Consider the following 21,266-nt stretch of genomic DNA (forward strand, 5'->3'; position numbering starts at 1 on the left):
AGGCAGCCGCGCCGGCCGGAGCCGGCTCAGCCGCCCGTGCCCGCCAGGGCCGGTTCGCGGGCCAGGAGCCGGCGGATCTCGCGCACCGCCGCACCGCCGGCGCGGTTCGCGCCGATGGTGCTCGCCGAGGGGCCGTACCCGACCAGGTGCACCCGTGGGTCCCGGACCGCCCGGGTGCCGTCCAGTCGGATCCCGCCGCCCGGCTCGCGCAGCCGCAGCGGAGCCAGGTGGTCGATCGCCGCCCGGAAACCGGTGGCCCAAAGGATCACGTCCGCCGCGACCGTGCTGCCGTCCGCCCAGACCACACCCTCTGGGGTGATCCGCTCGAACACCGGCCTACGGGCCAGCACCCCGGATGCCAGCCCCGCCCGGACCGCCTCGTTCAGCGGCAGTCCGGTCACGCTCACCACGCTCTGCGGCGGCAGCCCGCGGCGGACCCGCGCGTCCACCAGTGCCACGGCCGCGCGCCCCTCGGCCTCCCCGAAGCCTCCGTCCCGGAACACCGGCGGCCGCCGCGTCACCCAGGTCGTCTCCGCCGCCACCGAGGCGATCTCCAGCAGGTGCTGTACTCCCGAGGTGCCGCCGCCCACCACGACCACCCGGGCCCCGGCGAACGCCTGCGGCCCCGGATAGTCCGCGGTGTGCAGCTGCCGCCCGCGGAAGGTCTCCTGCCCCGGGTAGCGGGGCCAGAAGGGGCGGTCCCAGGTGCCCGTGGCATTGATCAGCGCCCGCGCCGCCCATGGTCCCGCCGAGGACTCGACCAGCAGCCGGCCCCCCTCGCCCTCGCGAACGGCCGTCACGTCCACCGGCCGTCGTACCGACAGCCCGAAGGTGCGCTCGTAGGAGTCGAAGTACTCGCCGATCACCTCGGACGAGGGGCGCCCGGGATCCGCACCGGTGAGCTCCATGCCGGGCAGCGCGTGCATGCCGTGCACCCGGCCGTAGGTCAGGGTCGGCCACCGGTACTGCCAGGCCCCGCCCGGACGCGGAGCATGGTCCAGCACCACGTGCTCCAGCCCGGCGCGCCCCAGGTGGTAGGCGCTCGACAGGCCGGCCTGGCCCGCGCCGATGACCACCACGTCCACGGCTCCGCCCTCAGCGAATTCGTTCACGGTTCCACTAACTCGCGGGGGTGTCGGGATCTTCCCGGATCAGGCGCCCCGGGCGCGCAGCCAGTCGTACGCCTCCTCGGCCCGGAACGAGCCCTGCCCGCCCCGGAAGACCAGTCCGGCCGTCGTGAAGGCGGGATCATCGGCGGTCGCCGCCACGTACGGGACCGCCACGCAGGCCATCCCGGCCGCGTGCGCGGCCAGGGCACCCGGGGCGGCGTCCTCCATCACCACGCAGTCCGCCGGCCCGGCACCGAGCCGACGGGCCGCCTCCAGGAACACGTCCGGTGCCGGCTTGCCGTGCGCGACCTCCTCCGCCGAGACCGCCCGATCCCGATGAACGCCGCGTGCTCCTCCCAGGTGAAGCCCCTGACGCCGTGGCGTTCCAGGGTGCGGAGCCCCGACCCGAAGTAGTTGGGCTCGCTGTCCACCAGGGTGCCGTCGAGATCGAATATCACGGAGATCGTCCGCTCGGCCCGTTCCACCGGTCGCATCGCTCTCCCTCCCGTCCCGTCAGGATGTGCGGGCGGCCCGTCCCACCGCCTCCACCAGCGGCAGCAGCCGGTGCGGCACGCGCTCGCGCAACGCCACCTCGGTGCGGGTCCGCACCACGCCCGGCAACCGGATCAGCCGCTGGATCACGTCCTCCAGATGGGCGTTGTCCCGGGCGGCGACCCGGGTGAGCAGGTCACCACCGCCGGTGATCGAGAACGCCTCGATGATCTCGGGTACGGCGGCCAGCGCGTCCCCCACCTCGTCCAGACGGCCCTGGGTGACCTCGATGTGCACGAAGGCCAGTACCGGGTGCCCGAGTGCGGCGGGGGAGAGGACGGGCCCGGTCCCGGTGATCACGCCGGTCCGTTCCAGCCGGTCCAGCCGGGCCTGCAGGGTGCCGCGCGCGATGCCGAGCAGCCGGGCGTACTCGCGCACGCTGGTGCGCGGCTGCTCGATGAGCAGCCGGAGGATGCGGGTGTCGAGCTCATCCACCGTCATGTCCGCCATCATGGCAGCCGCCCGGAAGCGCTGCGGTATGCGGAGCGGTCCGCGATCATGAGCCACTGGCCTGCCGGTGGCCGACGGGATCGGCTCGGAACCGGGCCAATGGCCCAGTGAAACCGACCCGAGTTGAGCCGACTGCCTTCACCTCCTTATTGTTGCCCTATCCATGTATCTACGGCGCCGCAGCGCCGGGCCGGCGACGAGGCCGGACCGGACCGCGGTGCCTTCGTCGTGCCCGAGCCCCGCCCACCACCCCCGGGCGGCCGCCGGGCACGGCGCGCAACACCTGCAAGGGGGGCGGCACACCGCCGTGAAGAGGATGTTCGTGGCTCCGGACCCGGGGCTCGCAAGGCTCCGCAACTCGTCCCGCGCCGTCGTCGGCGTCGCGCTGGCCGTCGCCCTGGCGGAACTCGCCGGGCTCTCCCTCACCGCCTCGATCACCGGCGGCCTGGCGGCCCTGCTCGCCCTCTTCACCGTCACCGACGCCACCGTCCGCGCCCAGCGGATCACCACCGCCCTGCTCCCCGCGGTGGGATTCCCGGTGCTCGCCCTGGCGGCCACCCTCCACGGCGTGCCGCTGCTGCGCGACACCGCGTTCCTCGCCGTCGTGTTCGGCGGGGTCTACGCCCGCCGCTTCGGCCCGCGCGGCCACGCGCTCGGCATCTTCGCCTTCATGCAGTTCTTCGTGACGCAGTTCCTGCACGCCGCGCCCGCCCAGCTCCCCGAGCTCTACGCCGCCGTCACCCTCGCGCTGGTCGCCGTCGGCACGGTCCGGTTCGTCCTGTGGCCCATCGAGCGGCGCACCCCGCCCGCCCCGGCCCCGCCGCCGCTGCCCGGCACCGGCCTCGCCCGCCCCACCACCCGGCAGGCCTTCCAGGCCACCGCGGCCTGCGCCTTCGCGCTGACCGTCGGCCAGATCGTCTCCCACGACCGCTGGTACTGGGCCGTCGGCACCGCCTGGTGGATCTTCGTCAACACCGCCTCCCGCGGCGAGACCCTGGTCCGAGGCTTCCGCCGGGTCGTCGGGACCGTCACCGGCATCGCCGCCGGCCTCCTCGTCGCCGTTCCGCTGCACGGCGCCCCCACGCCCACCGCCGCCCTGGTCGCGGTCTGCGTCTTCGGCATCTTCTACACGGCCGCCCCCTCGTACTCCTGGATGATGTTCTTCGTCACCGTGATGGCCGGCCTGCTCTACGGGCTGCTCGGAGTCCTCCATCCCGGCCTGCTGCTCCTGCGCTTCGAGGAGACCGCCCTCGGCGCCCTGGGCGCCGCCCTCGCCGTGACCCTGATCCTCCCCGTCACCACCCACGCCGCCAACGACGCCTGGATCCAGCGGGCCCTGCACTGTGTCCGGGCCGCCACCGCCGCCGCCAGCCGGCGCCTGGCCGGCGACCCGGAGGCCGACCCGGCCCCGCACGCCGCCGAGCTGGAGCTGCTGATCTCCCGGGTCCGGATGGCCCTGGCCCCGCTGGTGCACCCGCTCAGCCCGTTCCGCGCCCGCAAGGCCCGGGCCCGCCAGGTGCTCGCCCTGCTCGACGACTGCGCCCGCGAGGTCCGCGGCCTGGCGGCCGTCGCCGCCGACCCGCAGGCCTCGCACGACGCCCGCCTCGCCGCCGCCTGCTGGCGCGTGGAAGCCGCCGTCGAGGCCCTCACCGGCCCCGGCGAGGACACCCCCGACCTCCCGCTGCCCGGCCGCGATGCCGACGCGCCCGCGCTGGCCCACCTCCACGGTCTGGAGCATGCCCTCGCCGCCCTGGCCACACCGCTGCGCACCGACCCGAAGGCACCCCTGGTCAACGCCTGAGTCCGGCCCGCGGCCGGGCGGACCCCGCCCGGCCGCGCTCTGGAGAAGGGGGCCCCGAGCGCCTGCCGTCAGGCCCCCAGCCCGGCCGGCAGCCGCCCCGTGTGCAGCACGCCCAGCCGCTGGGTGGCCCGGGTGAGGGCGACGTACAGGTCGCTCGGCTGCTGGCCGGCCGGCTCCACCACGATCACCGTGTCGAACTCCAGGCCCTTGGACTGCCGCGGGTCCAGCAGCACCACGCTCCGAGTGAGGTCCGGGTCCGCGCCCGCCTCCACCTCCGGCAGCACCTCCGCCAGTACGCCGTGCAGGTCGCGCGGGGCGATCACCGCCAGCCGCCCCTCGGCCGGGATCCCCTCCGCCACGGCCTTCGCCACCGCCGCCGGAAGGTCCCGGGCGGCCCGCACCCACGGCCGCACCCCGGTCGAGCGCACCGAGCGCGGCGGCTCGAAACCGGGCAGGCCGGCCCGCAGCACCCCCGCCGCCAGGTCCATGATCTCCGCGGGCGTCCGGTAGTTCACGCCCAGCCGGACCAGCTCCCAGCGGTCCCCGACGTAGGGGCCGAGGATCCGCTCCCACGAGCCCAGCCCCGCCTCGTCCCCGGTCTGCGCCGGATCCCCGACCAGGGTCATCGACCGGGTCGGACAGCGCCGCATCAGCATCCGCCAGGCCATCGCCGACAGCTCCTGCGCCTCGTCGACGATCACGTGCCCGAAGGCCCAGGTGCGGTCGGCGGCCGCCCGCTCGGCAGTGCTCCGGTGGTCGGCCTCCTCCTGCCGCTCCGCCATCCGTTCGGCGTCGATGATGTCGTGCGCGGCCAGGTACTCGCTCTCCATGTCCTCGAACTCGTACGACTTCGATCCCTCGGACAGGTCCAGCACGCCCTGCGCGTACGCGATCCGCTCCTGCCGCTCCCGCTCGGCCGCCGCCCGTTCCGCGCTGTCGTCGTGGCCGAGGAGCTCGGCGGCCTCGTCGAGCAGCGGGACGTCGGCCGCGGTCCAGCCGCCGCCGGTCCGGCGGATCAGCGCGGCGTCAGCCCCGGGCAGGTGCGTCGGGTCCGCGAGGAAGTCCGCGACCAGCCGCTGCGGGGTCAGCTCGGGCCACAGGGAGTCGATCGCGGAGTGCACCGCCGCGCTGGTGGCGATCTCCTTGCCCAGCTGGGCGGTGTCGTCCGGGCCCAGCAGGTTCGGGCCGCCGTACGGGTCCGCGCCGAGCCGGTCGACGAGCTGCTCGGTCAGCGCGTCGATGATCCGGAAGGCGAAGAAGGGGCGGGCCAGGTTGTGCGGCAACCCGGTGGAGCGCGCCCGGTCCCGGGCCTCGTGGGCCATCGTGCGGTCCAGGAACAGCGTTCCGTAGTCGTCGTGATCGATCTCCAGCGCCGGTTCCGGCAGTACCGCGCTGTCCTCGCCGGCCCCCGCCGGAACCGTCTCCGGCAGGGTCTGCCGGTCCCGGACCACCGCGGCCAGCACCTCCGCCATCCCGGCGCGGCCTTTGACGGCCGCGGCCCCGGGCCGGTCGGTGCCGGTGGCGCGTACGCCGGGGAACAGCTCGCCCACGGTCGCCAGCAGCACCCCGGTCTCGCCGAGGGCCGGCAGCACCTCGCCGATGTAGCCCAGGAAGGCCGGGTTGGGGCCGACGATCAGCACTCCGCGCCGGGCCAGCAACTCCCGCTGCGCGTACAGCAGGTAGGCTGCCCGGTGCAGGGCGACGGCGGTCTTGCCGGTGCCCGGACCGCCCTCCACCACGAGCACCCCGCGGTGCGGGGAACGGATGATCCGGTCCTGGTCGGCCTGGATGGTCCGCACGATGTCGTGCATCCGGCCGGTCCGGGCCGCGTCGAGGGCGGCGAGCAGCACGGCGTCCGCGTCGGCCCCCTCGTGGCCGGTGCGCTCGGCGTCGGTGAGGTCGAGGATCTCGTCGTGCAGGGCGGTGACCTCACGGCCCCGGGTGGTGAGGTGCCGGCGGCGGCGCAGCCCCATCGGGTGGTAGCCGGTGGCGAGGTAGAAGGGGCGGGCGACGTTCGCGCGCCAGTCCACCACCAGCGGGGTGCGCTCGCCGTCGTCCTGCCGGATTCCGATCCGGCCGATGTGGTGGTCGTGTCCGTCGGAGTACGTCACCCGGCCAAAACAGAGCCCGTTCTCGCCCGCGTTCAGTGCCGAAAGCAGACCGGATTGCTCGGCGACGAGGACATCGCGCTCAAGACGGGCCTGAAAACTTTCGCCTTCGCTCCGCAAGGCCTCCCGCACGGCACGTTCGGCCTGGTCACGCAGGTCGTCCAGGCGTTCGTAGAGCCGGTCGACGAAACGCTGCTCATTCCGGAATTCCTCGGTTGACAATTCCACTCCCGCCGCGATATGCTGCCCTCGTAACTTTTCTTCATGTCTTCCTTTTTCGGAAGGCATGAAACAACGAATATACGTGCAATGACGCCCTGGCAGTCAATATACGCCGGGGCATTTTTGTGCCGCGAGCCCGGGAGCAGTCGATGGCGACGCACGTCCACCAGCCTCGGGAGGACGCCGAATTCGACTTCGTCCTGGGCCTCGCCTCGGGCGCCCCGGTCCTCGCGTACTTCATCGGCACCTGGCCCAAGGCCGTCGCCGCCTGCCGCGCCATGGACCTCGTGGTCCGCGACACCGCACGGGACCGCGCCGGGCGGCTCACCGTCGTCCGCGCCGACATGACCCGCTGCCCGGAGGCGACCCGGCACTGGGCCGTGGCCTCCGCGCCCACCGTCGTGCTCATCGAGGACGGCCGACCGGTCGCCGCCCACGAGGGCCCCCTGGACCACGCCGGACTCGCCGCGTTCCTCGACGGACCCCGCTGACCCGGCGGCCGCGTTACGGTCGTACCCGTGACCACCGCAGCAGGCATCACCTACCGGCTCGCCCGCCCCGAGGACGCCCCCGCCATCGAGGCCCTCGACAGCTCCTTCAGCACCGCCACGGTCTTCGAGGCGACCGCCACGGACACCGGCTTCGCCCTCCGTGAGGTGCCCGTCGACCCGCCCCTGCGCAAGGTCTTCCCCTCGGAGGAGCACGACGAGCAGGAGATCGGCGAGGACGCCGACACCGACCGGCGCACCTTCGTCGCCCTGGCCGGCGGGGAACTGTGCGGTTTCGCCGCCGTCGGCTACTCCTCCTGGAACCGCCGGCTGACGGTCGAGGACATCGAGATCGCCCCCGCGCACCGCGGCCACGGCATCGGCCGCGCCCTGATGGAACGCGCCGGCGCCTTCGCCCGTGAACGCGGGGCCGGCCACCTCTGGCTGGAGGTCTCCAGCGTCAACGCCCCCGCCGTGCACGCCTACCGGCGGATGGGCTTCGTCTTTTGCGGACTCGACACCACCCTCTACGAGGGCACCCCCGCAGCGGGTGAACAGGCCCTGTTCATGAGCCGCCCCGTCGACTGAGTTCGACCGGCTTCGGCTGACTCTGGCCGACTTCGCCGACCGCTTTCACTCGAAGGAGTGTTCCCGGACCGATCGGCTGACGGCTCCGAACTTCCGCATGTACAACGGGTGATTGTCTGAAGCACATTCATACGGCATGTACAGGGTGGATCTGGCCGGACAGGGGGTAACCGCCCGGAATGGAAACGCTGCAGCAGCTCTCGACGACCGAACGGGTACGGTCGGAGGCGGAGGAGTTCATCCGCCTCTTCCATCTGGAGAACCCGGCGGCAGGCGATCCGCGCGACCGGCTCGCCGCCGTACGGAGAGAGATCGAGGACACCGGCACCTACCGGCACACCCCCGAGGAGCTCGAACACGGTGCCCGCGTCGCCTGGCGCAACAGCAACCGCTGCATAGGCAGGCTCTATTGGAACTCCCTGCGGGTGCGCGACCGCCGGGAGCTCGTCGGCGGGGACGAGATCGCCGCCGAATGCTTCGAGCACCTGCGCGAGGCCACCAACGGCGGCCGGATCCGGCCCACCATCACGGTGTTCGCCCCGGACACCCCGCACCGCCCGGGCCCGATCGTCTGGAACGAGCAGCTCGTCCGCTACGCCGGATACGGCGACCACCCCTCGGTCACCGTGGGGGACCCGCGCAACCGCGAACTCACCCAGGCGCTCCGGGAGATCGGCTGGTCCGGCGGCCCCGGCACCCCCTTCGACCTGCTGCCGCTCGTGGTGCAGGGCTGTGACGACAAGCCCCGCTGGTTCGAACTCCCCGCCGACGCCGTCCTCGAAGTGCCCATCGAGCACCCGGACGGCGACGACTGGTCGGACTGGGGACTGCGCTGGCACGCCGTCCCGGCCATCTCCAACATGTGCCTGCAGATCGGCGGGGTCCGCTACCCCGCCGCCCCCTTCAACGGCTGGTACATGGGCACCGAGATCGGCGCCCGCAACCTCGGTGACAGCGACCGCTACAACCTGCTGCCCGTGGTCGCCCGCCGGCTCGGCATGAACACCACCAGCGACCGCTCGCTGTGGAAGGACCGGGCCCTGGTCGAGCTCAACCGGGCCGTGCTGCACTCCTTCGACCGGGCCGGGGTCACCATCGCCGACCACCACACCGAGTCCCGCCGCTTCCTCACCCACCTGCAGCGCGAGGAGCGCAAGGGACGAGAGGTCGGAGCCGACTGGTCCTGGATCGTGCCCCCCATTTCCGGGTCCGCCACCCCCGTCTTCCACCGCACCTACGAGGACCGCGCACAGACCCCGGCCTACGTGCACCTCCCCGGGGCGCAGGACCGGGCCCGGGGGATCGATCTGGTCTAGACCTTCTGTTACCGTCGGCTGTCCACACCGAACGGTGAAGAGGGGTACAGCGTGACGGAGCGCCAAGACCGCACCCGTGGAGACCGCACCCGTGGGGACCGTACGCATCGGGGCCGGGCGGACGGCGGCCGGGCCGATGGTGGCCGGGCAGGTGAAGTCCGGGCGTACATCGGCTCGTTCACGTCGGCGGGCGGCCATGGCATCACCACCGCGGCCGTGGATGCGCGCACCGGCGCCCTCACCGTCCTCGGGGTCACCGGCGCGGTCCCCGATCCCTCGTACCTGGCCGTGGGGCCGGACGGGCTCCGCCTCTACGCGGTCAGCGAGACGGAGCGGGGCGCCGTACGGGCCTTCGCGCTGGACGGGCAGGGCCTGCCCCGGCCCGCGGCCCCGGCCGTCCCGGTCGGCGCGGCCGGCCCCACCCACCTCGCCGTCGCGGGGAAGTGGCTGCTCACCGCCAACTACGCCGCGGGCAGCGTCAGCGTGCTGCCCGCCGCCGGAGCCGCCGCGGGCCCCGTCGCCGTCCTGCGGCACGAGGGCTCCGGGCCGGACCGCGAACGGCAGGCCGGGCCGCACGCCCACCAGGTCGTGCCCGACCCCTCCGGCCGCTGGTTCCTCAGCGTCGACCTCGGCACCGACTCGGTACGGGTCTGCACCCTCGATCCGGACACCGGAGCGGTGACCCCGCACACCGAGACCGTGCTGCGCCCCGGCAGCGGGCCGCGCCACCTGGCCTTCCACCCCGGCGGGGGAGTGGTCTACGTGCTGCACGAGCTGGAGCCGCTGCTGACCGTCTGCCGGTGGAACGCGACCCGGGGGCAACTGGAACCGGTCGAGGAGGTTCCGCTGGCCGCAGAAGGCGCCTCAGGGGCCGTGCGGCCCTACCCCTCGGCGATCGTGGCCTCGCCCGACGGGCGGTTCCTCTGGGCGGCCGTGCGCGGGACCGACACCATCGCCGTCTTCTCCCTCGAAGCCCCCGGCTCGGGCCCGGAGCGGCCGGAGCCCGTCGGCAGCGTGTCCTGCGGCGGCCGCTGGCCGCGCGACCTCGCCCTCGACCCGTCCGGCCGCCGCCTCTACGCGGCCAACGAGCGATCCGGGGACGTCACCTGGTTCGAGGTGGACCCGCTCACCGGGCTCCTGCGGCCGGCCGGCTCGGTGGCGGTACCGGCCGCCACCTGCGTGGTCTTCGGCTGACCGGCCGGGCCGGGCCGGGCCGGGCCGGCCCGGTCCGGCCCGCCGAGGGGTCCCGGAAACGCGGCGTGGGCCCGCGGCCGGAACGGAATCCGGCCGCGGGCCCACGTGCGTACGGCAGGGCGGCTCCCGAGGGGCCCTCGCGAGCCGTTACCGCCCCGTCAGGGCGTCAGCGCGCGGCGGCGGCCTGCGGGAGGCCGAGCGCGGCGGCGTACTGGGCGACCGCCAGCTTGCCGAGCGCCGGGTAGGCGCCGAGCACCTCGGCGGCCGCGCAGTCCGCCTCCTTGCAGGCGGTGTCCAGCAGCCCGTCGGCGGCCTCCGGGCCGACCAGGTACGGGGCCAGCGCCAGCTGCACCGAACCGGAACCGCGCAGCTGCTCGGCGACCGAGGCCACCGAACCCTCCTGGTCCAGGGCGGCGGCGATCACCGGTACGGCGAGCCGGGCGGCCAGCAGCATGCCGGTGATCCCGGCGGCCTGCACGGCCTCCTCACCGCCGGTGGTGGCCAGGATGATGCCGTCGGCCGCGGTGGCCACGGTGAACAGCCGGGCGCGGTCGGCGCGCGCCAGACCGGCCTCGGACAGCCGCACGTGCAGGCCCTCGGCGAGCAGCGGGTGCGGACCGAGGACGTCGGCCAGCTCGGCGGCGGCGGTCGAGTCCATCAGGGCCTGGCGGGTCCGGCGCAGCAGGTCGCCGTCGGGTCCGGCCAGCAGCGGTACCACCACGGCGTCGGGGCCGGTGGGCGCGGGAACCTCGTGGCCGGCGGCCCGGGCGAACTCGGCGCGGGCGGCACGGTCGGCGACGACCGCGTTCAGCACGGAGGACAGCGAGGGGAACTCGGGCGTGTTGTCCCCGTCCGGGGTCTCACCCTCGAGGTAGCCGATGCGGGCGTCCAGGCCGGGCAGCTCGGAGCGGCCGATGCTGAGAATCTCCTCCGCGAGGCCCCGGGAGGCGGCCGACGGGACACCGGGCACGGCGAGCACCAGCGCGGGCGCGTTCTCCGGAGCCACCGCGGGCTCGGGGCGGCGGTGCCGTCCGCTCGGGCGGGGTCGCGGCATTCGTACGGGCAGGCCGTTCGCGGGGCCAGTCGGTGTGCTCATGGCGCCGCATGCTACTGGCTTTACCGTACCGACTGTTCGGCCAGGGGGCGCCTCTACGGCTTCTGTCCGTATTTTTCCGTTGAATATCCCATACCGTCAAACGCTCAACTGACGGACGGCAAGCGCCAGTCCACGGGCTGTGCACCCTGCGCCACCAGCAGGTCGTTGGTCCTGCTGAACGGCCTGGAGCCGAAGAACCCGTAGTCGGCCGACTTCGGAGAGGGGTGCGAGGACTCCACCACGGGCAGGTCGCCGAGCAGCGGCCGCAGGTTGCGGGCGGCCCGGCCCCACAGGACGGAGACCAGCGGTTTCCCGCGGGCGGCCAGGGCCCGGATCGCCTGGTCGGTCACGGCCTCCCAGCCCTTGCCCTGGTGAGCGTTGGAGCGGCGCGGAGCGGTGGTGAGCGAGCGGTTCAGCAGCAGCACGCCCTGCCGGGTCCAGGGGGTCAGGTCCCCGTTCGCGGGGCGCCCGGTGCCGATGTCCCGGTGCATCTCCAGGAAGATGTTGTCCAGGCTGGGCGGAACGGGGCGGACGTCGGGAGCCACCGAGAAGGACAGGCCGACGGCGTGCCCGGGCGTGGGGTAGGGGTCCTGGCCGACGATCAGCACCTTGACCTCGTCAAAGGGCTGTTGGAACGCGCGCAGGACGTTGGCCCCGGAGGGGACGTAGGTCCTGCCCGCCGCTATCTCGGCGCGCAGGAAGTCGCCCATCGCGGCGATCTGCCCGGCCACCGGTTCGAGGGCCTTCGCCCAGCCCGCTTCGATGATTTCGTTCAGAGGTCGTGGTGCCACGGTCCGTCACTCTAGTGGCCGATCACCGCGGCTCGCACACACAGGACGTCGGGCAGGTGGGAGGCCAGCAGGACCCAGCTGTCCCCGTCGTCCGCACTCGCGTAGAGCTCGCCATTGCGGTTGCCGAAGTAGACCCCGGCCGGGTCGGCGTCGTCCGTGCACAGGGCGTCGCGCAGCACCGTGCCGTAGTGGTCCTGCTCCGGCAGGCCGCGGGAGAGGGGTTCCCAGGTGGTGCCCGCGTCCCCGGTGCGGAAGACCCGGCAGCGGTGGCCGGCCGGGACCCGGTCGGAGTCGGCGTTCAGCGGGAAGACGTACGCGGTGTCCGGGCGGCGGGGGTGGGTGGCGACGGCGAAGCCGAAGTCGGAGGGGAGGCCGCCGCCGATGTCGGTCCACGTCCGGCCGGCGTCGTCGCTGCGGTAGACGCCCCAGTGGTTCTGGAGGTAGAGGCGGTCGGGGTTCCCGGCGTCCCGGGCGATCTTGTGCACGCACTGGCCGAACTCCGGGTTCGGGTCGGGCAGGAAGACCGCCGAGATCCCGCTGTTGGAGGGGGTCCACGCGGCTCCGCCGTCGGTGGTGCGGAACACCCCGGCGGCGGAGACGGCGACGGTCACCGCGTCCGGGTCGGCGGGGTCGGTGAGCACCGTGTGCAGTCCCTCACCCCCGCCGCCGGGCATCCAGTCCGTCCGGCTGGGGTGCTCCCACAGCGGCCGGACCATCTCGAAGCTCTCGCCGCGGTCGGCCGAGCGGAACAGGGCGGCGGGCTCGGTGCCCGCGTAGACCACGTCCGGGGCCTCGGGTCCGGCCGGGTGCAGCTGCCAGACGCGCTCCAGGGAGGCCCCGGTGTCCTGCGGGAACCTCACGGCCGGCTTGGCCGGTTCCTGCCAGCTCGCGCCGAGGTCGTCGGAGGTGAACACGGACGGGCCCCAGTGCGAGCTGTCCCCGCCGACGAGCAGCCGGGGCGTGCTTCCGCGCCGGTCGACGGCGGCGGCGTAGACGGCCTGGGCGTTGAAGTGGGGGCCGTCGAACTCCCACGCGCCGCCGTCCCCGCGGCGGCGCCCGATGAAGAGCCCCTTGCGGGTCCCCGCGAGCAGCAGTACGTCGGTCATGGCCGGACACCTCCGGGCGTCGCTGTCCCAAGGGGTCATCTTTCTGCAACTCGGACCAGTACGAGAACACTCGTACTACGAGAGTGCTCGTACTACGAGGGAACTCGTAGTACGGTTGATCTCGTACTTGATCCCGGTGCCGCCGGCCCGGGGTCCGGCCGTCCCATGACCTGGAGAGCCCGCGATGAGCGCTGCCCTGTTCGAGCCGTACACCCTGCGTTCCGTCACCGTTCCCAACCGGATCTGGATGGCCCCGATGTGCCAGTACAGCGCCGAGCCCACCGGGCCGAACGCGGGCGTGGCCGGCGACTGGCACTTCTCGCACTACGCGGCGCGCGCGGCCGGCGGCACCGGCCTCATCCTGCTGGAGGCCACCGCAGTCTCCCCGGAGGGGCGGATCTCCCCGTACGACCTCGGGCTCTGGAACGACACCCAGACCGAGGCGCTGCGCCGGATCACCGGGTTCCTCAAGGGGCGGGGCACGATTCCGGGTGTCCAGATCGCTCATGCCGGGCGAAAGGCCTCCACCGACCGGCCGTGGCGCGGCGGTGCCCCGGTCGGCCCCGAGGAGCACGGCTGGCGGCCCAGCGCCCCCAGCCCGGTGGCGTTCGCCGAGGGACACCCGGTCCCGCACGAGCTGACGGTCGACGAGATCCACGAGATCACCGGGCAGTTCGCGGCGGCCGCCGAACGGGCGCTGGCGGCGGGCTTCCAGGTCGTCGAGATCCACGGGGCGCACGGCTACTTGATCGGGGAGTTCCTCTCCCCGCACAGCAACCGGCGCACCGACGCGTACGGCGGCTCCTTCGAGAACCGGACCCGGTTCGCGCTGGAGGTCGTCGACGCGGTGCGGGCCGTGTGGCCCGCCGAACTGCCGCTGCTCTTCCGGATCTCCGCCACCGACTGGCTGGACGAGGGGGGCTGGACCGCCGAGGAGACCGTCGAGCTGGCCCGGCTGCTGCGGGAGCACGGCGTGGACCTGCTGGACGTGTCCACCGGCGGCAACGCCGCGGGCGTCCGGATCCCGGTCGAGCCCGGCTACCAGGTGCCGTTCGCGGCGAAGGTCAAGGCCGGGACGGACCTGCCGGTGGCGGCCGTGGGCCTGATCACCGAGCCCGCCCAGGCGGCGAAGATCCTCGCCAACGGCGAGGCGGACGCGGTCCTGCTCGGCCGTGAGCTGCTCCGCGACCCCTACTGGGCCCGGCGGGCGGCGCGCGAGCTCGGCGGGGAGGTCGCGACGCCGGACCAGTACCACCGCGCCTGAGGGCCCGGCGCGGCCTCGTACGATGGGTGGGTCGGGAGCGGCGCGGACAGTGAACGGAGCACGGGAGATGAACGATGACCGACCGTGAGACCGGCCGTGCCCTGGCCCACCCGGAGCCGGCGGAGATCCGGCTGGAGGGAGTGCTGCACGCGCTCTCGGACCCGGTCCGGCTGTCCATCGTGCGGGACCTGGCCGAGGCGGAGAGCGAGGGCGGGGCGAACGGGGCGAGCGGCCCCGAGCTGGCGTGCTCGTCCTTCGACCTGCCGGTGACCAAGTCGACCACCACGCACCACTTCCGGGTGCTCCGGGAGAGCGGCGTGGTCCGCCAGACGTACCGCGGCACGGCCAAACTGAACGGGCTGCGCCGGGCGGAACTCGAAGAGCTCTTCCCCGGGTTGCTGGACGGCGTCCTGACCGCGGCGGCCGCGGAGGCGGCCCGCCTGGCGGGCGCCCGTGGCGGCGTCCGGTCCTGACGTCCCCGGGCCGCGGCGGCGTCAGGGCCCGGGGCCGCCTGGGCCGTCTCTTTCGGATCTTGCCGGGCGGCGCGGGTCAGGCAAGATCCGAAAGAGACGGTCTAAGGCGCGGGCGGGCCGCCGCCCGAGCGGTGCAGGGCGATCAGCAGGCGCCAGACCTGGGCGGCCGGCTGAGCGGGGGCGCCGGGAACCAGGCCGTGCAGCCAGTCGGCCAGGACGCCCGTGAAGGCACCCGCGACCGCGGAGGCGATCAGCTCGGGGAACGGGGCCCCGGCGGCCCGGCGTTCGGCGGCGGCGCGGGCCCGCAGCTCGCGGTGGAGACTTTCGCCCAACGGGCCCCCGCCGCCCGGCGGCAGCAGGGCCCGGTACAGGCCGGCGTGCCGGTCCGCCTCCTCGAAGAAGCCGGTCAGCGCGGGTGGCGGCGCGTCCGGTTCGGGGAATCCGCGCCAGGAGTGCAGGGCTTCCACGGCCTCCGTGACGATCCCGGTGCACGTGTCGACGGCCAGGCCGGTCACATCGGGATAGTGGAGGTAGAAGGTGGCCCGGGCCACTCCCGCGCGGCGCACCACCATCGCCGCGGAGATGTCCCGCAGGGAGTGTTCGGCGCACTCCTCCAGCAAGGCCTGCCTCAGCCTGGCCCGGGTGCGGGCGGCCCGGGGGTCCGCCGCCGGGTCGCCGGCCCGCGGGCTCATCCGGCTGCCAGTACGGCGGCCAGCGCGAGCGCGCCGGGCAGTGCCTGGACCAGGAGGATGCGGCGGTTGGCGGTGAGCCCCCCGTACACCCCGGCGACGACCACGCACGCCAGGAAGAACACCTGCACCCGGAAGCCGGTCGGGTCCGCCGCGATCAGCCCCCAGACCAGGCCCGCGGCCAGGAAGCCGTTGTAGAGACCCTGGTTGGCGGCGAGCGGCGCCGTGGCCCGGGCCAGCTCCGGGTCGAACCCGTGCAGGGCGCGTCCCGGCGCGCGTTCCCACAGGAACATCTCCAGCACGAGGACGTAGACGTGGAACAGGGCCACCAGTCCCACCAGCACGTTCGACACGATCTCCATCGGACCCCAACCCCATCTGCGCATACTTCCTGGACAGGTGTCCAGAATACATGGACAGGTGTCCAGGAAGTAGGGGGTCCCGTGCCGGGTGGACGCCGCCGTGCGGGTGCGGCCGCCGCTGCCCGGCCGTCACCCGGCGCCGGCGGCGGCCAGCAGGCCGGGCCAGTCCGGGATCTTCACCGAGCGGCGGCCGAGGGAGGCGCCGAGGGCCTCCTCGGCCTGCTCGATGGCCAGCCAGCCGGGCCATTCCACCGGGTGGAGCCCGGCCGCGCGGAGGGCGGCGAGGGGGTCGTCCGGCAGGTCCCGGCCGGCCAGCGCGCCCGCGTCCTGGAGCAGCGAGGACGCCGTCTCCTTCGCGCAGGGCCGGTTGGTGCCGATCACCCCCGTCGGGCCGCGCTTGATCCACCCGGCCACGTACTCGCCGACCGAGGCCCGGCCCTCCCGCAGCACCCGCCCCGCCGCGTGCGGGACGGTGCCACGGGCGGGGTCGAAGGGAAGGCCCGGCAGCGGCACGCCCCGGTACCCCACGGACCGCAGCACCAGCTGTGCCTCGATCTCCTCGTACGTACCGCTGCCGGTCACCCCGCCCCGCCCGTCCGGCAGGGTGCGCTCCAGCCGTACCGCCCGGACCCGGCCGTCCGGCCCGCCCAGCAGTTCCACCGGCCGGAGGAAGAAGCGGAGCGCGATGCGCCGTCCGGGGACCGCACCCGCACCCGCAACGGCACCCGCTTCGGTGTCCGCGGCCGCCGGCCCGGGCTGCGGCTCCGCCCAGCCCCGCAGCACCTCCACGTTGCGCCGGTTCACCGTCGGCAGCCCGGTCGCGCCCGCCGGGTCCGCATAGGCGGGGTCCAAGGCGAGTTCGGCACGGTCCAGGGCGACCGCGACCCCGGGCAGGGTGCCCAGTTCGCGCAGTTCCTTGGTGGTGAACTTGCCCTGAGCGGGCCCCCGCCGGGCGACCATCGCCACGTCGCGCACCCCGCTCCCGGCCAGCGCCCCGAGGGCCGGCTGCGGCATGTCGGTGGGCCGTAGCTCGGCCTCGCCGCGCGCCAGGATCCGGGTCACGTCCACGGCGACGTTGCCCGCGCCGATCACCACCGCCGAGCGCACCCCGGACAGCCCGAAGTCCTCGTCGACCGCGTCGGGGTGCGCGCTGTACCAGTTGACGAAGGCGGTGGCCGAGTGCACCCCGGCCAGCTCCTCGCCGGGGATGCCCAGATGCCGGTCGCGGGCGGCGCCCACGCAGTACACGACCGCGTGGTACAGCTCCAGCAGCCGTCCGGCGGGCAGGGCCTCACCGCCCACCTCGACGTTGCCCAGGAAGCGGATCCGCTCGTCCTCCAGGACCCCGCGCAGGTTCCCCTGCAGCGACTTGATCTTCTCGTGGTCGGGTGCCACCCCGTACCGGACCAGCCCGTACGGGGCCGGCAGGCGGTCCAGTACGTCGACCCGGACGCCCGGCACCTCACGCTGCTGGACCAGCTCTTTCGCGGCGTAGACCCCGCTCGGTCCCGAACCGACGACGGCCACACGAAGCACGGTGGAGCTCCTTCCGCGGATGACTCCCGGAAAGCCCAGCATGCCACCGCGGCCCCGCCCAGTCAGCCCGCCGGGCAGCACGCGCCGAAGACCGCCGCCGGGTTCACTTCATCGAGCGCATGCGGTTGATCTCCGCGGTCTGCTGGGCCACCACGTCGTTCGCCATCTCCTCGACGGCCACGTTGTTCCCGCCGGACAGGGCCTCGCCCGCCATGGTCACCGCTCCCTCGTGGTGGGTGATCATCAGGCTGAGGAAGAGGCGGTCGAAGGCTTCCCCCTGCGCCGCGCCCAGGTCCGCGAGCTGCTGCTCGGTGGCCATTCCCGGCATTCCGCCGTGGTGGGCGTGGCCGCCCTGCCCACTGCCGCCGGAGGGGGCCGCGGGCGCCGGGTGTGTGCGCAACCAGCTCTCCATGGCACCGATTTCGGGCTTCTGCGCCGCCGCGATGCGTTCGGCGAGCCGCTTCACCGGATCTCCCGAGGCCCGGGCGGGTGCCAGCGCGGTCATGGTCAGGGCCTGCCGGTGGTGCTCGATCATGCGCTGCACGTAGGCGAAGTCGGCGGCGTTGGGGCTGTCGTCGGGGCGTTCCCGCTCCGCCTGTTCGGGGGAGAGCGTACGGGCCTTCTCGCCGGGCTTCCCCGGTGCGATGATCACCGGCCCGTCCCCGTCGCCGCCCGCGCGGTCCGTGCCCTCGTCCTGGCATCCGGTGATCCCGAACGCCAGCACCGCCGCCGCGAGCGCACATCCGAAACTGCGAACCGTCCCCTTTGCCATGTCCATGAAGGGGAAGATACTGCCGGGGTCCACGTTCCGTTCCCACCAAGAACGGATTGAAGGGACTCCAAGGGAGGGCACAGTGACCTCGACGCACCACACCCGCGTGCGGCGCAGGAGTCCGGGGGTGGCCGCCGCCGCGGCCGGTCTCCTCGCCATGCTCCTGGCCGCCGGCCCGGCGAACGCCACGCCGGACCCCGGCGACACACAGCGATCCCCGGGTGCATCCATCGCCGCCGGTGAACCCGCCGGCACCCCGGGCCAGGACGAGATCGTCCACAGCCCCAACATCAAGCACCTCGCGAACATACCCAGTACCAACCCCGACGGCATCGAGACCGACATCGCCTTCCAGGGCAAGTACGCCTATGCGGGCAGCTACGACGGTTTCACCATCTACGACATCGGCAACCCCAAGGCACCCAGGACGGTCACCCAGGTCCGCTGCCCCGGCGGCCAGAACGACATCTCCGTCTCCGGTGACCTGCTGTTCCTCTCCACCGACTCCTCGCGCAGCGACGACTCCTGCAACAGCGTCTCGCAGCCCGCCACCGAGAAGTCCTCGTGGGAGGGCATCAAGATCTTCGACATCAAGGACAAGCGGAACCCCAGGTACATCAAGTCCGTCGAGACGGCCTGCGGTTCGCACACCCACACCCTGGTCCCGGGCGGCCGGGACATCTACGTCTACGTCTCCTCCTACTCGCCCCGGGACGAGTTCCCCGACTGCAAGCCGCCGCACGACGGCATTTCCGTGATCAAGGTGCCGAAGAAGGCGCCCACCGAGGCCGCGGTCGTCGGCTTCCCCGTCCTCTTCCCGGACGGCGGCAACCCGGGCGCCCCCACCAACCCGGGCGTCTCCAAGACCACCGGCTGCCATGACATCACCGTGCTGCCCTCGAAGGACCTGGCCGCCGGCGCCTGCATGGGCGACGGCATCCTCTTCGACATCAGCAGCCCGGAACAGCCCCGCGTCATCGACCGGGTCCAGGACAACGTGAACTTCGCCTTCTGGCACTCGGCCACCTTCAACGAACGTGCGAACAAGGTGGTGTTCACCGACGAGCTCGGCGGCGGCGTCGGAGCCACCTGCAACGAGGCCACCGGCCCGAACCGCGGGGCCGACGGCATCTACGACATCACCGGCCGCGGGGACCAGCGCAAGCTCGCCTTCCGCAGCTACTTCAAGATCCCGCGGCACCAGGCCGACACCGAGAACTGCGTGGCCCACAACGGCTCGCTGATCCCGGTCGGCGGCGGCCGCGACATCATGGTCCAGGCGTGGTACCAGGGCGGCCTGTCCGTCTGGGACTTCACCGACTCCGCGAAGCCGAAGGAGATCGCCTTCTTCGAACGCGGCCCGCTTGACCCGGCCGCACTGTCGCTGGGCGGATCCTGGTCCGCGTACTACTACAACGGGCACATCTACTCCAACGACATCGCCAAGGGCCTCGACGTGCTGCGCATCGACGACTGGCGCACCGACCGGGCCAAGGGCGTGTGGCTGGACCGGCTGAACGTCCAGAGCCAGCCCGACTACCGCTGAGGCGGCGTTCCGCCGGGCGGGGCACACCCGCCCGGCGGAACTCCCAGTTCCCAGTCCAGCCCGTACCGTTGGAAGAGCTCCGCCCGCAGCCGCTCCGGCGGCATCGCCGCACCCGGCAGCAGCACCGCGAACACGGCGCCCATCAGCAGCGCCCGCAGCATCGGGTAGTCCACGTCCGGCGCCGGCGAACCGTGCCGGGCCACCGTGTCCTTCAGCAGCTCCGCCAGCCGCTGCTGCTCCGGGCACTGCACGAAGCCCTCGGCCTGCAGGATGCCCGCCATATGGGTGCGCATCAGCAGCGGCTTGTCCCGGGCCAGCCCGAGGACCGCGTCGATGGCCCGGGCCAGCCGCTCCCGCCCGTCCTCCGTCCGCGGCTCCCGCTCCAGCGCCTCGTACAGGGTCCGGTGCATCAGCCGGTGTACGGCGGACTGCAGCAGCTGCCGCTTCCCCGGGAAGTAGTACGAGATCAGCCCGCGGGCCGCCCCGGCCCGGTCGGCGATGTCCCCCAGGGTGGTCGCCTCGTACCCGTGTTCGGCCACCAGATCGACCGTGGCCTGGAGCAGCCGCTCCCGGGATCGTCTGCGCAATTCTTCATTGACCGATGCGCTGCGCGGGGACATGCTTACTCCTGCGTTGACTGGCTGCGAGCCAATATACTCAGCGCACCCAGGCCCACCGGTGCTCGGCGACGCGGGGGATCGCCGAGCGCCGGTGCGCCCCGCGCTGCCCCGAGCGCCGCAGCCCGCAACGCGCCGCGCGCGCCTCAGCGCTCCTCGAAGACCAGGTCCTCGGGAGGCACCGTCAGCCGGACCGTCTGCGCGTCCGTCTCCACCACCGTGGACAGGCCGGTGAACTGACCGCGGGAGAGCACCAGCACCCGGTCGTCCCGCTGGTCCAGGTACCCGCGGAACCCGGCGAGCGAGGGATCACCCGCCCCCAGCGTCAGGTATTCGGCCAGCCGCCGGAACAGTTTGGGCAGCAGCACCGCCGTCTCGGAGAGCGAGGCCAGCCCGTCCACCTTCGCCCCGGAGGAGGTCTGGTCCAGCGGCCACAGCCCCAGCGCCTCGGAGCGCGCGCGGAGTACCGCGCCCGTCATCGCCTCACGCAGCTCGGCGAACAGCTTCCGGTAGTACGTCGGGTACGCGAGCCCGGTCCGCAGCTGGTGGAGGTTGGCGGTGCGGCCCAGCAGCGCCGCGTCCACGTGCAGCCAGGTCCCGCTTGGCGCGGGGGCCGGGCCGCGCCCCGCCAGTGCCACGCAGCGCCCGTTGACGTCGGCGCCCCGGGTCAGCACGTACCCCGGGGCGGTGGCCGGCTCCGAGGAGGTCACCGTGCCGTGCCCGTCCCGCAGTACCGCGGCGAACCCCAGCCAGGCCGTCAGCTCGTCCGCCGCGTCCTCGCCGAACGGCGCCGGCTGGCCCAGCTCGCTGCCGTACGCCGGTACGTGGTGGGTCTCCAGGGTGTCGATGCCGTCCAGCCGGAGCTGCGCGGCGCCCGAACGGTTCGCGCGCACCCGGTGCGGGCCCGGCACGAGACCCCAGTGCGCCGGGTCGGCCGGTACGAACCGCACCGAATCCCCGTCCGGCCGGGCCCCCAGCACCCGGTAGCTTCCCTCGATCACGAGCATCGGCACGGCGGCCTCCCCATCGACGGCGCGGTCCTGCGGTCGTGCGGTCGTGCGGTCCTGCGGTCCTGCGGTGCTTCGGGTTCCGCGGACCGGGGGGGGGGGGGGGGGGAGAGGGGGGGGGGGGGGGGGGAGGGTGGGGGGGGGGGGGGAGGGGGACGGCGAGGGAGCAAAGGAAAAGG

At 73.6% G+C, this 21,266-nt stretch carries 21 protein-coding genes and 1 pseudogene; 9 read left to right on the top strand and 13 right to left on the bottom strand.

Going from position 1 to position 21,266, the window contains the following annotated elements:
• Positions 1–26 precede the first annotated feature (26 nt).
• The 3 genes and pseudogenes from AC067U_RS28635 to AC067U_RS28645 form a co-directional block, all read right to left on the bottom strand.
• Positions 27–1,112, bottom strand: a complete 1,086-nt coding sequence (locus AC067U_RS28635) for an FAD-dependent oxidoreductase (RefSeq protein ID WP_478832681.1) — start codon at positions 1,110–1,112, stop codon at positions 27–29.
• Between the two features lie 39 nt (positions 1,113–1,151).
• Positions 1,152–1,603 (bottom strand): annotated as a pseudogene (locus tag AC067U_RS28640) (HAD-IA family hydrolase).
• 19 nt (positions 1,604–1,622) lie between these two features.
• Positions 1,623–2,102 (bottom strand): Lrp/AsnC family transcriptional regulator, encoded by a 480-nt coding sequence (locus AC067U_RS28645; RefSeq protein ID WP_478832682.1) that lies wholly within the window; start codon positions 2,100–2,102, stop codon positions 1,623–1,625.
• Positions 2,103–2,427: 325 nt separating this feature from the next.
• On the opposite strand from AC067U_RS28645, the gene AC067U_RS28650 reads away from it, so the two are divergent.
• Positions 2,428–3,912 (top strand): FUSC family protein, encoded by a 1,485-nt coding sequence (locus AC067U_RS28650; RefSeq protein ID WP_478832831.1) that lies wholly within the window; start codon positions 2,428–2,430, stop codon positions 3,910–3,912.
• Between the two features lie 68 nt (positions 3,913–3,980).
• On the opposite strand, the gene AC067U_RS28655 is transcribed toward AC067U_RS28650, so the two are convergent.
• Positions 3,981–6,023 carry a HelD family protein gene (locus AC067U_RS28655; RefSeq protein WP_478832683.1) on the bottom strand — a complete coding sequence of 681 codons (2,043 nt, stop codon included), beginning with the start codon at positions 6,021–6,023 and terminating at the stop codon, positions 3,981–3,983.
• A 54-nt stretch (positions 6,024–6,077) separates the two neighbouring features.
• Between AC067U_RS28655 and AC067U_RS28660 the strand changes: the two genes are divergently transcribed.
• From AC067U_RS28660 to AC067U_RS28680, 5 genes are all read left to right on the top strand, one after another.
• The gene (locus AC067U_RS28660; RefSeq protein ID WP_478832684.1) at positions 6,078–6,239 is read left to right on the top strand and encodes a hypothetical protein; all 162 of its coding nucleotides are present in this window, start codon (positions 6,078–6,080) and stop codon (positions 6,237–6,239) included.
• 152 nt (positions 6,240–6,391) lie between these two features.
• A complete protein-coding gene (locus tag AC067U_RS28665) occupies positions 6,392–6,733 on the top strand; it encodes a thioredoxin family protein (protein ID WP_478832685.1) in 342 nt (113 codons plus the stop codon).
• 27 nt (positions 6,734–6,760) lie between these two features.
• Positions 6,761–7,318, top strand: coding sequence for an N-acetyltransferase family protein (locus AC067U_RS28670; protein WP_478832686.1), 558 nt, complete (start codon positions 6,761–6,763; stop codon positions 7,316–7,318).
• 179 nt (positions 7,319–7,497) lie between these two features.
• Positions 7,498–8,634: a nitric oxide synthase oxygenase gene (locus tag AC067U_RS28675; protein WP_478832687.1), complete on the top strand. Its 1,137-nt coding sequence runs from the start codon at positions 7,498–7,500 to the stop codon at positions 8,632–8,634.
• Between the two features lie 168 nt (positions 8,635–8,802).
• Complete coding sequence (locus tag AC067U_RS28680) at positions 8,803–9,828, top strand: lactonase family protein (protein ID WP_478832832.1); 1,026 nt, start codon at positions 8,803–8,805, stop codon at positions 9,826–9,828.
• 166 nt (positions 9,829–9,994) lie between these two features.
• Here the strand turns inward: AC067U_RS28680 and AC067U_RS28685 are convergent, their stop codons facing one another.
• From AC067U_RS28685 to AC067U_RS28695, 3 genes are all read right to left on the bottom strand, one after another.
• Complete coding sequence (locus tag AC067U_RS28685) at positions 9,995–10,924, bottom strand: sirohydrochlorin chelatase family protein (protein WP_478832688.1); 930 nt, start codon at positions 10,922–10,924, stop codon at positions 9,995–9,997.
• Positions 10,925–11,028: 104 nt separating this feature from the next.
• The gene (locus tag AC067U_RS28690; protein WP_478832689.1) at positions 11,029–11,715 is read right to left on the bottom strand and encodes a uracil-DNA glycosylase; all 687 of its coding nucleotides are present in this window, start codon (positions 11,713–11,715) and stop codon (positions 11,029–11,031) included.
• Positions 11,716–11,726: 11 nt separating this feature from the next.
• Entirely contained in the window at positions 11,727–12,821 is a 1,095-nt protein-coding gene (locus AC067U_RS28695) for a WD40/YVTN/BNR-like repeat-containing protein (protein ID WP_478832690.1), read from the bottom strand.
• A gap of 184 nt (positions 12,822–13,005) precedes the next feature.
• Here AC067U_RS28695 and AC067U_RS28700 point away from each other — a divergent pair, with 184 nt between their 5' ends.
• Complete coding sequence (locus tag AC067U_RS28700) at positions 13,006–14,085, top strand: NADH:flavin oxidoreductase/NADH oxidase (RefSeq protein ID WP_478832691.1); 1,080 nt, start codon at positions 13,006–13,008, stop codon at positions 14,083–14,085.
• A 74-nt stretch (positions 14,086–14,159) separates the two neighbouring features.
• A complete protein-coding gene (locus tag AC067U_RS28705) occupies positions 14,160–14,558 on the top strand; it encodes an ArsR/SmtB family transcription factor (RefSeq protein ID WP_478832692.1) in 399 nt (132 codons plus the stop codon).
• 101 nt (positions 14,559–14,659) lie between these two features.
• Here the strand turns inward: AC067U_RS28705 and AC067U_RS28710 are convergent, their stop codons facing one another.
• The 4 genes from AC067U_RS28710 to AC067U_RS28725 all read right to left on the bottom strand — a co-directional run bounded on the left by AC067U_RS28710 (position 14,660) and on the right by AC067U_RS28725 (position 17,917).
• Complete coding sequence (locus AC067U_RS28710; protein ID WP_478832693.1) at positions 14,660–15,250, bottom strand: TetR/AcrR family transcriptional regulator; 591 nt, start codon at positions 15,248–15,250, stop codon at positions 14,660–14,662.
• The gene (locus tag AC067U_RS28715) at positions 15,247–15,609 is read right to left on the bottom strand and encodes a DUF1304 domain-containing protein (RefSeq protein WP_478832694.1); all 363 of its coding nucleotides are present in this window, start codon (positions 15,607–15,609) and stop codon (positions 15,247–15,249) included. Before AC067U_RS28715 ends, AC067U_RS28710 begins: the two co-directional genes overlap by 4 nt.
• Before the next feature lie 129 nt (positions 15,610–15,738).
• Positions 15,739–17,145 carry an FAD-dependent oxidoreductase gene (locus tag AC067U_RS28720; RefSeq protein ID WP_478832695.1) on the bottom strand — a complete coding sequence of 469 codons (1,407 nt, stop codon included), beginning with the start codon at positions 17,143–17,145 and terminating at the stop codon, positions 15,739–15,741.
• 103 nt (positions 17,146–17,248) lie between these two features.
• The gene (locus AC067U_RS28725) at positions 17,249–17,917 is read right to left on the bottom strand and encodes a DUF305 domain-containing protein (protein WP_478832833.1); all 669 of its coding nucleotides are present in this window, start codon (positions 17,915–17,917) and stop codon (positions 17,249–17,251) included.
• A gap of 82 nt (positions 17,918–17,999) precedes the next feature.
• Here AC067U_RS28725 and AC067U_RS28730 point away from each other — a divergent pair, with 82 nt between their 5' ends.
• Complete coding sequence (locus tag AC067U_RS28730) at positions 18,000–19,463, top strand: LVIVD repeat-containing protein (RefSeq protein WP_478832696.1); 1,464 nt, start codon at positions 18,000–18,002, stop codon at positions 19,461–19,463.
• On the opposite strand, the gene AC067U_RS28735 is transcribed toward AC067U_RS28730, so the two are convergent.
• The gene (locus tag AC067U_RS28735) at positions 19,454–20,083 is read right to left on the bottom strand and encodes a TetR/AcrR family transcriptional regulator (RefSeq protein ID WP_478832697.1); all 630 of its coding nucleotides are present in this window, start codon (positions 20,081–20,083) and stop codon (positions 19,454–19,456) included. The genes AC067U_RS28730 and AC067U_RS28735 overlap by 10 nt on opposite strands.
• Positions 20,084–20,226: 143 nt before the next feature.
• Positions 20,227–21,087 (bottom strand): nuclease, encoded by an 861-nt coding sequence (locus AC067U_RS28740; protein WP_478832834.1) that lies wholly within the window; start codon positions 21,085–21,087, stop codon positions 20,227–20,229.
• Positions 21,088–21,266 lie beyond the last annotated feature (179 nt).

This window comes from Streptomyces sp. NPDC043853, assembly GCF_056436025.1.

Bases quoted from the DNA above. Each gene is read 5' to 3' on its own strand.
- AC067U_RS28700 (WP_478832691.1), top strand. From the start codon at position 13,006: ATGAGCGCTGCCCTGTTCGAGCCGTACACCCTGCGTTCCGTCACCGTT.
- AC067U_RS28685 (WP_478832688.1), bottom strand. From the start codon at position 10,924: ATGAGCACACCGACTGGCCCCGCGAACGGCCTGCCCGTACGAATGCCG.
- AC067U_RS28675 (WP_478832687.1), top strand. From the start codon at position 7,498: ATGGAAACGCTGCAGCAGCTCTCGACGACCGAACGGGTACGGTCGGAG.
- AC067U_RS28710 (WP_478832693.1), bottom strand. From the start codon at position 15,250: ATGAGCCCGCGGGCCGGCGACCCGGCGGCGGACCCCCGGGCCGCCCGC.
- AC067U_RS28705 (WP_478832692.1), top strand. From the start codon at position 14,160: ATGACCGACCGTGAGACCGGCCGTGCCCTGGCCCACCCGGAGCCGGCG.
- AC067U_RS28735 (WP_478832697.1), bottom strand. From the start codon at position 20,083: ATGTCCCCGCGCAGCGCATCGGTCAATGAAGAATTGCGCAGACGATCC.
- AC067U_RS28665 (WP_478832685.1), top strand. From the start codon at position 6,392: ATGGCGACGCACGTCCACCAGCCTCGGGAGGACGCCGAATTCGACTTC.
- AC067U_RS28645 (WP_478832682.1), bottom strand. From the start codon at position 2,102: ATGACGGTGGATGAGCTCGACACCCGCATCCTCCGGCTGCTCATCGAG.
- AC067U_RS28715 (WP_478832694.1), bottom strand. From the start codon at position 15,609: ATGGAGATCGTGTCGAACGTGCTGGTGGGACTGGTGGCCCTGTTCCAC.
- AC067U_RS28650 (WP_478832831.1), top strand. From the start codon at position 2,428: ATGTTCGTGGCTCCGGACCCGGGGCTCGCAAGGCTCCGCAACTCGTCC.
- AC067U_RS28740 (WP_478832834.1), bottom strand. From the start codon at position 21,087: ATGCTCGTGATCGAGGGAAGCTACCGGGTGCTGGGGGCCCGGCCGGAC.
- AC067U_RS28695 (WP_478832690.1), bottom strand. From the start codon at position 12,821: ATGACCGACGTACTGCTGCTCGCGGGGACCCGCAAGGGGCTCTTCATC.
- AC067U_RS28725 (WP_478832833.1), bottom strand. From the start codon at position 17,917: ATGGCAAAGGGGACGGTTCGCAGTTTCGGATGTGCGCTCGCGGCGGCG.